The sequence below is a fragment of the Nocardioides sp. CFH 31398 genome (genome assembly GCF_022436705.1).
GTDB lineage: Bacteria > Actinomycetota > Actinomycetes > Propionibacteriales > Nocardioidaceae > Nocardioides.
This window is the reverse complement of sequence record NZ_JAKUHT010000014.1, coordinates 1-11,675: the sequence shown is the minus strand read 5'-3', so window position 1 is coordinate 11,675 and position 11,675 is coordinate 1. Positions and strand designations below refer to the sequence as shown.

At 75.7% G+C, this 11,675-nt stretch carries 15 protein-coding genes; 6 read left to right on the top strand and 9 right to left on the bottom strand.

What is annotated here, in order from left to right; genetic code table 11:
- Positions 1-60 precede the first annotated feature (60 nt).
- Positions 61-591 (bottom strand): helix-turn-helix domain-containing protein, encoded by a 531-nt coding sequence (locus MJ876_RS13715; protein ID WP_240236968.1) that lies wholly within the window; start codon positions 589-591, stop codon positions 61-63.
- Between the two features lie 71 nt (positions 592-662).
- Between MJ876_RS13715 and MJ876_RS13710 the strand changes: the two genes are divergently transcribed.
- Positions 663-1,841 (top strand): benzoate/H(+) symporter BenE family transporter, encoded by a 1,179-nt coding sequence (locus tag MJ876_RS13710; RefSeq protein WP_240236966.1) that lies wholly within the window; start codon positions 663-665, stop codon positions 1,839-1,841.
- Between the two features lie 3 nt (positions 1,842-1,844).
- Here MJ876_RS13710 and hflX read toward each other — a convergent pair whose 3' ends face one another.
- Positions 1,845-3,368 carry a GTPase HflX gene (gene hflX, locus MJ876_RS13705; RefSeq protein ID WP_240236963.1) on the bottom strand — a complete coding sequence of 508 codons (1,524 nt, stop codon included), beginning with the start codon at positions 3,366-3,368 and terminating at the stop codon, positions 1,845-1,847.
- Positions 3,369-3,445: 77 nt separating this feature from the next.
- Between hflX and MJ876_RS13700 the strand changes: the two genes are divergently transcribed.
- On the top strand, positions 3,446-3,844 hold the full coding sequence (locus MJ876_RS13700; protein ID WP_240236961.1) for a hypothetical protein: 399 nt from the start codon (positions 3,446-3,448) through the stop codon (positions 3,842-3,844).
- A 9-nt stretch (positions 3,845-3,853) separates the two neighbouring features.
- Here MJ876_RS13700 and MJ876_RS13695 read toward each other — a convergent pair whose 3' ends face one another.
- The 7 genes from MJ876_RS13695 to miaA form a co-directional block, all read right to left on the bottom strand.
- Positions 3,854-4,630, bottom strand: coding sequence for an SDR family NAD(P)-dependent oxidoreductase (locus tag MJ876_RS13695; RefSeq protein WP_240236959.1), 777 nt, complete (start codon positions 4,628-4,630; stop codon positions 3,854-3,856).
- Between the two features lie 66 nt (positions 4,631-4,696).
- Positions 4,697-5,959, bottom strand: a complete 1,263-nt coding sequence (locus MJ876_RS13690) for a hypothetical protein (protein ID WP_240236957.1) — start codon at positions 5,957-5,959, stop codon at positions 4,697-4,699.
- 102 nt (positions 5,960-6,061) lie between these two features.
- A complete protein-coding gene (dapF, locus tag MJ876_RS13685; protein ID WP_240236955.1) occupies positions 6,062-6,943 on the bottom strand; it encodes a diaminopimelate epimerase in 882 nt (293 codons plus the stop codon).
- Positions 6,940-7,596 (bottom strand): MSMEG_1061 family FMN-dependent PPOX-type flavoprotein, encoded by a 657-nt coding sequence (locus tag MJ876_RS13680; protein WP_240236953.1) that lies wholly within the window; start codon positions 7,594-7,596, stop codon positions 6,940-6,942. The genes dapF and MJ876_RS13680 overlap by 4 nt, the downstream gene beginning before the upstream one ends.
- A gap of 22 nt (positions 7,597-7,618) precedes the next feature.
- Entirely contained in the window at positions 7,619-8,575 is a 957-nt protein-coding gene (locus tag MJ876_RS13675) for a helix-turn-helix domain-containing protein (RefSeq protein WP_240236951.1), read from the bottom strand.
- Positions 8,572-9,138 carry a dihydrofolate reductase family protein gene (locus MJ876_RS13670; protein WP_240236949.1) on the bottom strand — a complete coding sequence of 189 codons (567 nt, stop codon included), beginning with the start codon at positions 9,136-9,138 and terminating at the stop codon, positions 8,572-8,574. The genes MJ876_RS13675 and MJ876_RS13670 overlap by 4 nt, the downstream gene beginning before the upstream one ends.
- Positions 9,139-9,228: 90 nt before the next feature.
- Positions 9,229-10,188, bottom strand: a complete 960-nt coding sequence (gene miaA / locus MJ876_RS13665; RefSeq protein WP_240236947.1) for a tRNA (adenosine(37)-N6)-dimethylallyltransferase MiaA — start codon at positions 10,186-10,188, stop codon at positions 9,229-9,231.
- A 19-nt stretch (positions 10,189-10,207) separates the two neighbouring features.
- On the opposite strand from miaA, the gene MJ876_RS13660 reads away from it, so the two are divergent.
- The 4 genes from MJ876_RS13660 to MJ876_RS13645 are packed head-to-tail and all read left to right on the top strand — an operon-like array spanning position 10,208 to position 11,536.
- Positions 10,208-10,450 (top strand): antitoxin, encoded by a 243-nt coding sequence (locus MJ876_RS13660; protein ID WP_240236945.1) that lies wholly within the window; start codon positions 10,208-10,210, stop codon positions 10,448-10,450.
- Positions 10,447-10,944 carry an NUDIX domain-containing protein gene (locus MJ876_RS13655; protein WP_240236943.1) on the top strand — a complete coding sequence of 166 codons (498 nt, stop codon included), beginning with the start codon at positions 10,447-10,449 and terminating at the stop codon, positions 10,942-10,944. The genes MJ876_RS13660 and MJ876_RS13655 overlap by 4 nt, the downstream gene beginning before the upstream one ends.
- Positions 10,941-11,228, top strand: coding sequence for a hypothetical protein (locus MJ876_RS13650; protein ID WP_240236941.1), 288 nt, complete (start codon positions 10,941-10,943; stop codon positions 11,226-11,228). The genes MJ876_RS13655 and MJ876_RS13650 overlap by 4 nt, the downstream gene beginning before the upstream one ends.
- A gap of 11 nt (positions 11,229-11,239) precedes the next feature.
- Positions 11,240-11,536 (top strand): hypothetical protein, encoded by a 297-nt coding sequence (locus tag MJ876_RS13645; protein ID WP_240236939.1) that lies wholly within the window; start codon positions 11,240-11,242, stop codon positions 11,534-11,536.
- Positions 11,537-11,675: the final 139 nt, after the last annotated feature.

Genomic DNA, 11,675 nt, shown 5'->3' with positions numbered 1-11,675 from the left:
TGCCGTAGCAACAAACGGGCAAAGGCTACCTGGGGTTCCCGGCCGTCCCGCCGCCCGAGGTCACGGTCCGGGCACGATCGGCGTGACGATGACGTCGACCGCCACCAGCTCGGTGTCCGAGGTGCACCGGTAGGCGTGCGCGGAGTCGGCCGCCCAGGCGTGGTGGACGCCGGGGGCCAGGGCCACCGTCCGGCCCTCCGCCTCGAGCTCACCGGTCCCGGCGAGGACGACGAGCTGCTCGGTCGCCCCCGCGGCGTGGGCGGGTGAGCGGCGGACGGCGCCGGGCCGCACCCGGACCAGGTACACCTCCGTGGTGCGCTCCGGCTCGGCGAGCACGTGCAGCCGCACGGAGGTCAGGGCGTCGTCCCCCACCTCCCGCACGGTCTCGTCGACGAGCGCGGCCAGGGGGACGCCGAGGGGGCCGGCGAGCGCGTAGAGCGTGTCGAGGGTCGGGTTGCGCCGTCCGGCCTCGAGCTCCGAGAGCGTCGCCTTGCCGACACCGGCCGCGGCGGCGAGGGCGCTGAGGGACAGGCCGCGCTCGGCGCGGGCGGCGCGGATGCGCGCGCCGGTGGGCCCTCCGGTGGTCGTCATCGCCCCTCCGCCCCTAACCTGTTCCGCATACGGAACGTTCGGTGCACCGAACGCACGGGAGGACGATAGCGATGCTCAGGTCAGCGGCCGCTCCCCTGACCGCCGGCGTGGTGGCCGCGGTCGTCGGGTTCAGCAGCTCGTTCGTCGTGGTCCTCGCCGGTCTGACGGCCGTCGGCGCGACGCCCCGCCAGGCGGCGTCCGGGCTGGTCGCGCTCTGCGTCGCCCAGGCCCTCGGCATGCTGTGGCTCTGCGTGCGCCACCGGACGCCCCTGTCCCTGGCGTGGTCGACACCCGGGGCGGCCCTGCTCGTCACCACCGGCGCCGTGGACGGCGGCTGGCCCGCGGCGGTGGGCGCCTTCCTCGTCGTCGGGGGCCTGGTCGTGCTGACCGGTCTCGTCCCGCGGCTGGGCGACCTGGTCGCCGCGATCCCGGTCCCGCTGGCCCGGGCCATGCTCGCCGGCGTCCTGCTCCCCCTGTGCGTGGAGCCGGTGCTGGCGCTGACGGCGTCCCCCGCCGTGGTCGCCCCCGTGGTGATCGGCTGGCTCGTCCTCCTGCGGCTCGCCCCCCGGTGGGCCGTGCCGGGAGCGTTGGCCGTGGCGCTGGGCGTCGTCGTCCTCACGGCCGCCGACGGGCTGCGGGCCGCCGACCTCGTCCCGAGCCTGACCCTGACCGCACCGGCCTGGAGCGCGGGGGCGCTGCTCGGCGTCGCCCTGCCGCTGTACGTCGTGACGATGGCGTCGCAGAACGTCCCCGGCGTCGCGGTGATGGCCGGCCTGGGCTACCGGGTGCCGTGGCGGGAGTCGATGACCGTCACCGGGGTCGGCACGCTGCTGGCCGCCCCGTTCGGCGGCCACGCCGTCAACCTCGCCGCCATCACCGCGGCGCTGACCGCCGGGCCCGAGGCGGGCCCCGACCCGGCGCGGCGCTGGCCCGCCGGGGTGGGCGCGGCGACGACGTACCTGCTGATCGCGGTCGGGTGCGGCGCGCTCACCTCCCTGGTCGCGGCGGCACCCGACGGCGTCGTGCAGTCCGCGGCCGGCCTGGCGCTGCTCGGCACCCTCGCCGCCTCGCTGCGCGAGGCCCTGGCGCAGCCGGGCGAGCAGGTCCCGGCGGTCGCGTGCCTCGTGGTCGCGGCGTCCGGGGTGGCCGTCCTCGGCGTCGGCTCCGCGTTCTGGGCGCTGGTGACCGGCCTCGTGGTCAGGACGGTGCTGCGCGCGGGCACCCGCTCCCGCGGGGCCCACGCGGCCTGAGCCTCAGACGGCGTACGCCGCCAGCTCGTCGGCCAGGGCGGGCTCGGCGCGGCCCACGAGGCGCGTGCCCTCGGCGGTGTGCTCCATCGAGTCGATCTCACCGAAGCGGTGCAGCCGGTCGACCAGGTCCCCCCGGTCGTAGGGCACCAGTGCGGTGAACGCCACGGCAGGCCGGGGCAGCTCGCCCTCGACGACCCGGAGCGCCTCCTCGATCCCCTCCCCCGTGCGGGCCGAGACGACCAGGCTCCCGGGCTCGCGCTGACGCAGCCGCGCCAGCACCATCGGGTCGGCGGCGTCCGCCTTGTTGATGACCACGAGCTCGGGCACCCCGGCGGCGTCGACGTCGGCGAACACCGCGCGGACCGCCGCGATCTGTCCCTCCGGGTCGGGGTGCGAGCCGTCCACGACGTGCAGGACGAGGTCGGCGTCGGCGACCTCCTCCAGCGTCGAGCGGAACGCCTCGACCAGCTGGTGCGGCAGGTGCCGGACGAAGCCGACGGTGTCGGAGACCGTGTACTCGCGGCCGTCCGAGGTCGTCGTGCGGCGGGTCGTGGCGTCCAGGGTCGCGAACAGCGCGTCCTCGACCAGCACCCCCGCCTTCGTCAGACGGTTCAGCAGGCTGGACTTGCCGGCGTTCGTGTAGCCCGCGATGACCACGCTGGGGACCTGGTGGCGCTTGCGGTCGGACCGCTTCACCTCGCGGGTGCTCTCGAGCTCCTTCAGCTCGCGGCGCAGCTTCGACATCCGGGCGCTGATCCGGCGACGGTCGGTCTCGATCTTCGTCTCACCGGGACCACGACCACCGATGCCCTCACCGCCGGCGGCCCGACCACCGGCCTGGCGGGACAGGTTGCCACCCCACCCGCGCAGGCGCTGGGTCATGTACTGCAGCTGCGCGAGCTCGACCTGCGCCTTGCCCTCCTTCGACTTCGCGTGCTGCGCGAAGATGTCGAGGATCAGCGCGGTCCGGTCGACGACCTTGACGCCGGTCTTGTCCTCGAGGTTCCTCAGCTGGGACGGCGCGAGCTCGCCGTCGCAGATCACGGTGTCGGCGCCCGTCGCGCGGACCACCTGGGTCAGCTCGGCCACCTTGCCGGACCCGATGTACGTCGAGGGGTCGGGCTTGCCGCGCCGCTGGGTCATGGCCTCGAGGACCTCGGAGCCGGCGGTCTCCGCCAGCGCTGCGAGCTCGGTCATCGAGTTGTCGGCGTCGGCCTGGGTGCCTTCCGTCCACACCCCCACCAGGACGACCCGCTCCAGGCGGAGCTGGCGGTACTCGACCTCGGTGATGTCCTCGAGCTCGGTGCGCAGCCCGGCGATGCGGCGCAGCGACTGCCGGTCGGCGAGGTCGGCCTCACCGGTCGTCGGGTCGCGGTCGTCCGCGCCGCCGCGTCGGGCCGCCGGACGCCCGCCGGGCTCCTCGTCGGCCCAGCCGTCGGTCTCGGCGAGCTCGTCGCTCAGGCTGAAGTCCTCGTCGAGCGAGGTCGCGGGTCCCACGTCGGGGCTGGTGTCGTGTGCATGACTCATGTGCGTTCCAGCGTACGGCGGCGCGCCGGTGCACGCACCCGCGTTTGCCGTGGGCGCAACCGGGCAGGGTGCGTCGTGTGACCAGGCTCGGACTGCTGGCGGGCGCCCTCGTCGCCCTCGCGGCCGGCCTCGCGCTCGCGTTCCTGGCCGTGACGGCGACCGTGCCCGAGAACTGCCCCTGGTACGACGACGAGGGCCCCACCGCCGCCCCGGGCTCGCTCTACAGCGCCGCGCTCTGCGGATCCGGCGGCAGCCCCGCCTGGGCCCTCCTCGTGGTCGGGCTCGCCTCGCTCGTGCTCGCCGCCGTCGTCCTCGTCGGCGCCCGCCGGGTGCGGCAGGCGCCGTGGATCGCCCTCGGCCTGCTCGCCGCCGGACCCCTGGTCCTCGTGCTGGTGCTGACGTCCGTGCTCCCCCAGGGCTGCCTGGGTGGAGACGACGGGACCGAGCGCTGCGAGACGGACCGCGAGCAGCTGTAGTCGCGGCGGCTACCGCGGAGGCATGCGGATGCCGCCGTCCAGGCGGATCGTCTCCCCGTTCGCGTAGGGGTTGAGCAGGCACTCGACGACCATGCGGGCGAGCTCGTCGGGGTAGCCCAGGCGCTTGGGGAACAGCACGCTCTCGCCGAGCTTGGCCTTGAAGGCCTCGGCGTCCGGCCCGGAGCCGTAGAGCGGGGTGTCGATCAGCCCGGGCGCGACGGTGTTGAGGCGGATGCCGGACGCGGCGAGGTCGCGGGCCAGCGGCAGGGTCATGCCGACGATGCCGCCCTTCGAGGCGCTGTACGCCGCCTGGCCGATCTGGCCGTCGAACGCGGCGACGCTGGCGACGTTGACGATGGCGCCGCGGGCGCCGTCCTCGCCGGGCTCGCTGCGGCTGATCGCGGTGGCGGCCAGGCGGGTGGCGTCGAAGACGCCGACGAGGTTGATGCGGATGACCCGCAGGAACGCGTCGAGGTCGGCGGCGGACTCGAAGGTGCCGTCGCGCCCGACGGTGCGCTGCGCCCAGCCGATGCCGGCGGAGTTGACGGCCGTCCTCATCGGGCCCTGCTCGAGGGCCGTCTCGACGGCCGCCTGGATGGTGGCGGAGTCGGTGACGTCCGTGCGGGCGAACGTGCCGCCCACCTCGGCGGCGAGGGCGCCGCCGTCGTCCTCCTTGAGGTCCGCGACGACGACGTGCGCGCCGAGGCCCGCGAGGCGGCGGACGACGGCCGCCCCGATGCCCGACGCGCCACCGGTGACCAGGGCGCTCGTTCCGTGGAGGTCCATGACCGCCGATCCTAGGGCGACACCGTCGCCGCAGGACCGGCGGTCAGGGCCGGCTCGGGTGGTGGTTCAGCTCGTCTCGCCGCCGCCGGAGGTGATGAAGTCCTCGACCTCCGCGTTGACGTCCTCGGTGTCCGGGATGGCGTACTGGGTCTCGCCGTCCTCGATCACGTAGGCGTACTCGGCGTCGGGGCAGGCGCCGCCCGCCTCGATGGGCTGGCCCGTGCCCAGCTCGGCGCCGGTCAGCGCCTCGTAGTAGACGACGTCGTACGACACCGACCGGAACTCGTAGCTGGCCTCGTTCTCGTCGAGGTCCTGGCCCTCGCAGGTCTGCGACTCGCCCATGTCGGTGCCGGTCAGGCACATCGCGACGCTGACGTCCTCGAAGCGGTCGATGTCCACGCCCCACGTCTCACCGATGCCGGGCCCGATGAGGTCGGTGTACTCGCCGGCCTCGGGGAGCGCCGAGTAGGTCGCGATCCGCGGGTCGGCGGCGTCGTACTCGGAGGCGTTGCTCATCGCGCGGGGGTCGCACAGCGCGTTCATGTCGAAGTACTCGCTCGCCGTGAAGCTGGGGACGTCGGAGGGCGTCTCGGGGGCGCTCTCCTCCGTCTCCTCGCTCGGCGTCGACCCGCCCTCGGACGGGGACTCGGCGGACTCCGAGGTGCCGCCGGCCGGCTCGGCCTCGGTGTCGTCCTCGTCGCCGCCGAGCACGAACGCCAGCCCGATGCCGCCGACGATCAGCAGCACGGCGAGCACCGCACCGGCGATGATGAGGGGCTTCTTGTCCTTCGGCTTGCGCGGGCCACCCGGGCCACCGGGGCCACCGGGGCCACCGGGGCCACCGGGGCCACCGGGGCCACCGGGGCCGTAGCCGGGGGGCGCGCCGTAGCCACCCGGGCCACCGGGCCCGCCGTAGCCGCCGCCCGGGCCGCCGTACCCGCCCTGCTGGCCGTAGCCGCCGCCCTGCTGGGGGTAGCCGGGCTGCTGGGGGTAGCCCCCGGGCTGCCCCGGCTGGTTCCACCCGGGCTGCCCGGGCTGCCCGGGCTGGCCCCAGCCCGGCTGCTGACCCGGCTGCTGACCCGGCTGCTGGGCCTGCTGGCCCCACCCGCCCTGCCCCGGGGCCTGCCCGGGCTGCGCCGACTGCTCCGGGCGGGCCCAGCCCTGCTGCTGGGCGGGCTCCTGCGCGCCGGCGGGCGACCAGCCCTGACCGGAGCCCTGGCCGGACTCGCGCGGCTTGTCGAGCGACGGGCCCGACTCCCCGGCGGGCTTCGGCGGTTCGCTGCCCGCGATGCGGGTCGGCTCGGGCTCGTCAGGTCGGTCCTGGGACATCTGCGCACCTCGTGTCTCGGGCCGGTCTCGGGGTCCGGCGGTCACCGCCAGCCTCACCCGTCCCACGCGCCGCCAAACCTCGCACCGCCGGCGAGCCGTGGCTCAGAGGTCGGTCGTGCCTGACGCCACGATCGTCGCTGGCCCGCTGAGTGTAGTGCCGCCACCCGGCTCCCACGTGCCCTTCAGGACACCTCCGGGCACGTCGATCCTGTACCTCACCTGTGCGGCCGGGCCGTCGGCGACGTCGGCGGCGTCCGCGGCGCCGTCCGCGAGGGCGGTGGCCACGAGGACGGCGCACGCACCCGTCCCGCACGACCTCGTCTCCCCGGAGCCCCGCTCGTGGACCCGCATGGCCACGTGGCCCGCCCCACGGCGGACGACGAACTCCACGTTGACGCCGGCGGGGTAGACGCCGACGTCGTACGACGGCTGGGCGAGCAGGTCCCCCGCCTCGTCGAGGTCGTCGACGAACGCGACCGCGTGGGGGTTGCCCATGTCGACGCCGACGGCGTCCCAGTGGTGGTCGCCGCTCACGCCCACCCGGCTCGGCGCGAGCAGGCGGGCCGGGCCCATGTCGACGGCGTACCCGCCCTCGGGGTCGGCGACCACGGTGCGCACGCCGGCGCGGGTGCCGAGCACCAGCGGCTCGTCGGGCGAGGGAGTGGTCGCGAGGCCCTCGGTCACGAGGTGGTGCGCCAGGACCCGGACGCCGTTGCCGCACATCTCCGAGACGGAGCCGTCGGCGTTGCGGTAGTCCATGAACCAGACCGAGGAGCCCGCCTGCTCCGGCGTCACGGCGCCCCGCCCGAGCAGGACGGCGCTGCGGACGACGCGGATGACGCCGTCGCCCCCGATCCCGGCCCGGCGGTCGCAGAGCCGCGCCACGCGGGTCGGGTCGAGGTCGCCGTGGACGACCCCGTCGTGGTCGGGCAGCAGCACGAAGTCGTTCTCGGTGCCGTGGCCCTTGAGGAAGGGGTAGGTCATGAGCGGTACAGGCCCTCCTCGTACGACGGCCCGTAGTACGCGTCGAGCCGGTCCAGGTCGTCGTCCGGTCGCTCGAGGGTCCGGGCCACGACGGCACGACGGGGCACGAGCGCCTCGGGGTCCCACTCCTCGTGCCGCCAGAGGCCCGAGCGGAGGAACGCCTTGCCGCAGTGGTGGAAGACCTGCTCGACGTGCATGACCATCGCGACGACCGGACGGTGGCCGCGGACGACCATGTCGTCGAACCACGGCGCGTCGGCGACCAGTCGCGCACGGCCGTTGACGCGGAGCGTGTCGGGCCGGCCGGGGATGAGGAACAGCAGCCCGATACCGGGGTTGACCAGCACGTTGCGGTAGCCGTCGGCGCGACGGTTGCCGGGTCGCTCCGCGATCGCGAGGGTCCGGTCGTCGAGCACGTGCACGAGCCGCCCGGCGGGGTCGCCCTTGGGGGAGGCGTCGCCACGTCCGTCGGCGTCCGCGGTGGCGATCACGCAGAACGGTGAGGCGGCCAGCCAGGCCCGGTCGAGGTCGTGCAGGCGGTCGCGGTCCTTGCCGCGCGCGGCGGCGGAGGGCTCGCCCCCGAGCAGCGCCGACAGCGTCGCCGCGTCGGTCACCGCGACCTCGCCCGTCCGCTCGTCCGCCGCCTTCTCCACGCCGCCGAATCTACGCCCCTCGTCAGGTGCCGCGGAGCCACGTCACCGGGTCGCCGTCGTGCTCACCGACCGCCTCGGGCCCGCCGTCGAGGCCGGCCGCGGCCAGCATCACCCGGGCCAGGCCGCGCCGCTGGGCGTCGAAGGTGAGCACGTGGGCGAGGACGCTGCCCAGGACGAAGCTCTCGGGCGGGTCGCACAGGGCGTCGACGAGTCGGTCGCCCCACGCCCCGCGGGCGTCGACGTCCGCGAGCGCGGCGAGCCAGCGCGGGCCGACGGCGTCGAGGCGGTCACGGAGCCCGGCGACGGTGTCCGGCTCGGGGCCACCCGGCGCGTCGAGACCCTCGATCGCGGCGAGCCACGCCTCCAGCCCGCCGACGACGCGGCCCAGCACGAGGGCGAGCGACTCCTCCGGGCCTGCCCAGCCGACGAGCACGGCACCCGGCACCCGCGGGCGAGTCCACTCGTCGTCCGGCAGGGCGGCGCACCGCTCGAGCAGGACCGCGGTGTCGGCCAGGTCGTGGTGGGCCATCAGCATCGTCACGGCGCCGGCGCCGTCCGCGGCGACGGGTGGCTCCCCCGCCGCGACCCACAGCGCGGTCGGCGAGTGGAAGTGGACGCCGTTGGGGGCGTCGAGCCAGTGCGCCGTGGACGACGGGTGACCCGCCGGCGTCGCCGACGGCGGGTGGCCCCAGGCCCTCGCGTACGCCCGCGCGAAGCCCTCGACGGAGTCGTAGCCGGCCTCCCAGGCGGTCTCGGTGACGCTCGCCCCGCCGCGCAGCCGCCACGCCGCCCGCTCGAGGGCGACCCGCCGTCGCATCGCCACCGGGGGCTCCCCGGTCGTGGCGCTCACCGTGCGGGCGAAGTGGTACGCCGAGGCGTGGGCGCCGGCCGCCATCGCGCCGAGGTCGTCGTGGGCGTCGTCGAGGACGGCGTCCAGCAGCTCCCTGACCCGGTCGCGCCGCCGGTCCCGCTCCGTCACCCGAGCCAGTCTGCCGAGGGTCGAGGGCCGTCGACCAGGTAGCGGGCGCAGACGAAGTCACCCGCGCGGACGACGTCGTCGAGCCGCAGCTGCAGGCGGCGCGGCAGCAGCGGGCGCCCCTCCCCCAGGGTCACCGGCGCCGTCGAGACCACGAGGTCGTCGAGCAGGCCCGCGTCGGCGTACTGCCCGGCGAGGTCGCCCCCGCCGACCACCCACAGGTCGCGACCCGCGGCGGAGGCCTCGACGTCGGAGTGGAGCGCCGCCACGTCGCCGGAGACGAACCGGACGTCGGCGCCCTCGACGCCCGGCAGGTCGCGGTGGGTCAGCACCCAGGTCGGGACGTCGTAGCTCCACGCCTCCGTGCCGGCGACGACCCGGTCGCGGATCCAGGTGTACGTCGTCGCGCCCATCACGAGCGCGCCGACGCGGCCGACGAGGTCGTCGTAGCGCAGGGCGGGGCGCTCGGGCTCCTCGTGGGTCTGGACGAACAGCCACTCCAGGCTGTCGGTCGCGTCGGCGATGAAGCCGTCGAGGCTGGTGGCGGTGTAGTACGTCGTCCTCACGGACCCAGCCTCGGGCCTACCCGCCCGCGACGACCCGACCGAAGTTGCGCTCCGCCGCAGCAACGGGGGGCGAGGCGGGTCGGGCGGGCGTCACCGGCGAGCGCGCGAGCGGAGGACGGCGTGTCGGGACACCACCTCGACCAGCGCCTCGTCGAGGTCGCGCACCCAGACCACGCGGGGGTCCTTGCGGAACCAGGCGTCCTGGCGGCGGACGAAGCGTCGGGTGGCCACGACGGTGCGCTCCCGGGCCTCCGCCTCGGTGAGCTCGCCGGCCAGGTGCGCGGCGGCCTCGCGGTAGCCGATGGCGCGCGACGCCGTCCGGCCCTCGGCCAGCCCCGCGGCGAGCAGGCGCTCGACCTCGGCGAGCAGGCCCGCGTCGTACATGGCGTCGACGCGGGCCGCGATGCGCGCGTCGAGGACGGCGCGGTCGGCCTCGACGCCGAGCTGGAGGGTGGCGGGCTCGACGTACGTCGGCTCGGGCATCGACGCGGAGAACGGGCGGCCGGTGATCTCGACGACCTCGAGCGCGCGGACGGTGCGACGGCCGTTCCCGGGCTCGATCCCGGCGGCCGCGACCGGGTCGAGCCCGGCGAGGCGGGCGTGCAGCACCGCGGGTCCGACGTCGTCCAGCTCGGCCTCCAGGCGGGCGCGGACGACCGGGTCCGTGCCGGGGAACTCGAGGGTGTCGACGACGGCGCGGGTGTAGAGCGCCGACCCGCCGACCAGCACCGGCACGACGCCCCGCGCCCGCAGGTCGGCCACCACGGCGCGGGCCTCGCGCTGGAAGGTGGCGACGCTGGCGGTCTCGGTGACGTCGAGGACGTCGAGGAGGTGGTGGCGGACCCCTCGCCGCTCGGCGGGCGCGAGCTTGGCGGTGCCGATGTCCATGCCGCGGTAGAGCTGCATCGCGTCGGTGTTGACGACCTCCCCGCCGAGCCGCTCCGCGAGACCGAGCGCGACCTCGCTCTTCCCGGCCGCCGTGGCGCCCACCACGGCCAGCACCGGCGGTGGTTCCTGGTGCGGTTCCGGGGGACGGGCTGGGTGGGGCACGCCCGATATCCTCACACCCATGAGCAGCTTCTTCTCCAAGCTTCGTGGCCAGGCCCAGAAGGCCGTCGACCAGCACGGCGACAAGATCGCCAAGGGGCTGGACCAGGCAGCCGCGCAGGCCGACAAGCGGACCAAGGGCAAGTACTCGGACAAGATCGCCAAGGGACGCCTGAAGGCCCAGGAGGAGCTGGCGAAGCGGAAGAGCGGCCCCGGCGGTCCGCAGGGTCCGTACGGCGGCCCGGGCGGCGCGCCCCGCCCGTGACGCACGGCCGGTTCGTCGTCGTCCCGGCCGCGTACGTCTTCCTGCTGCGCCCCGCCGAGGGGGGCGGCGAGGAGGTGCTGCTGCAGCTGCGCCGCGGCACCGGCTTCATGGACGAGCACTGGGCCGCCGGCGCCGCAGGGCACGTCGAGCGCGGCGAGACGGCGTACGACGCCGCGCGCCGCGAGGCCCTCGAGGAGCTCGGGCTCACCGACGTCGAGCTGCGCTTCGAGCTGACGATGCAGCGGACCCGGAGCGGCGAGCCGATCGACGAGCGCGTCGACTTCTTCTTCACCTCGCGGTCCTGGACGGGCGAGCCGCGCGTCATGGAGGCGAACCGCAGCGCGGGTCTGCGATGGTGCCGCCTGGACGCGCTCGACTCCCTGCCCGAGCCGGTGGTGCCGCACGAGCGGTACGCATTGGCCTCGCTGGGGACGGGCACGGCCTACCTGACGCACGGGTTCGACGACCCCCAGCAGCGAGGAGCGAGCGCATGAGCGACACCGAAGGCAGCGACGGCGAGGGCGATCTCGGCCCGCAGCCGACGCCGACCACCGAGTCCCCGGAGCTCTTCCCCGGCGGCACGGACGCCGTCCGCGACGCCACCGACTACGCCGACCGGGGCGCGGACCCGGCCGCCCGCGACATGGACCCGGACGACAACCCGGCCGTCGAGGACGCCGTGCCCGACGAGGTCAAGGAGTCCGACGACAAGCAGCAGGAGCCGGACGACGACGAGCGGGGCGAGGACGCCGACAGCCCCGACGAGCCCCCGGCCTGAGGAGGCCCCCGATGAGCGAGCCGAAGGACCTGCCCGAGGACGTCGAGGGCCAGGACACCAACCCCAACGGCGGCGGGCCGCAGCGGCTGGCCGGCGACATGGGCGTCAGCAGCGAGCGCGTCGGCGAGACCGGCCCCGGCCAGGTCGGCACGGACGGTGTCCGCGCCCCCGCCGACCGCGACGACCTCGACCCGTCACGGACCCCGGACTCCGAGCCCGACGAGCAGCGCCCCGGCGGCGAGGAGCCCCATCCCGAGGGCCTCACCCCCAAGGCGGGCTACCCGGAGAGGGACCCCCGCTCGGACTGACCCCGGCGGAGCGTCGCCGGGCCCCGGGGCCCACTGCGTTCGCACCTCCACCAGCGGCCGTCACGGTGGTCGAGCAGGGAGCGAGCCCTGGCGAGCGACCGCGTCGAGACCGCCGTCGGCGAACCGGCGGCCCCCCCGG

Excerpts from the sequence above, each read along its gene's own strand:
- MJ876_RS13715 (WP_240236968.1), bottom strand. The coding sequence starts at position 591 with ATGACGACCACCGGAGGGCCCACCGGCGCGCGCATCCGCGCCGCCCGC.
- MJ876_RS13660 (WP_240236945.1), top strand. The coding sequence starts at position 10,208 with ATGAGCAGCTTCTTCTCCAAGCTTCGTGGCCAGGCCCAGAAGGCCGTC.
- MJ876_RS13690 (WP_240236957.1), bottom strand. The coding sequence starts at position 5,959 with ATGTCCCAGGACCGACCTGACGAGCCCGAGCCGACCCGCATCGCGGGC.
- hflX (WP_240236963.1), bottom strand. The coding sequence starts at position 3,368 with ATGAGTCATGCACACGACACCAGCCCCGACGTGGGACCCGCGACCTCG.
- MJ876_RS13710 (WP_240236966.1), top strand. The coding sequence starts at position 663 with ATGCTCAGGTCAGCGGCCGCTCCCCTGACCGCCGGCGTGGTGGCCGCG.
- MJ876_RS13645 (WP_240236939.1), top strand. The coding sequence starts at position 11,240 with ATGAGCGAGCCGAAGGACCTGCCCGAGGACGTCGAGGGCCAGGACACC.
- MJ876_RS13695 (WP_240236959.1), bottom strand. The coding sequence starts at position 4,630 with ATGGACCTCCACGGAACGAGCGCCCTGGTCACCGGTGGCGCGTCGGGC.
- dapF (WP_240236955.1), bottom strand. The coding sequence starts at position 6,943 with ATGACCTACCCCTTCCTCAAGGGCCACGGCACCGAGAACGACTTCGTG.
- MJ876_RS13650 (WP_240236941.1), top strand. The coding sequence starts at position 10,941 with ATGAGCGACACCGAAGGCAGCGACGGCGAGGGCGATCTCGGCCCGCAG.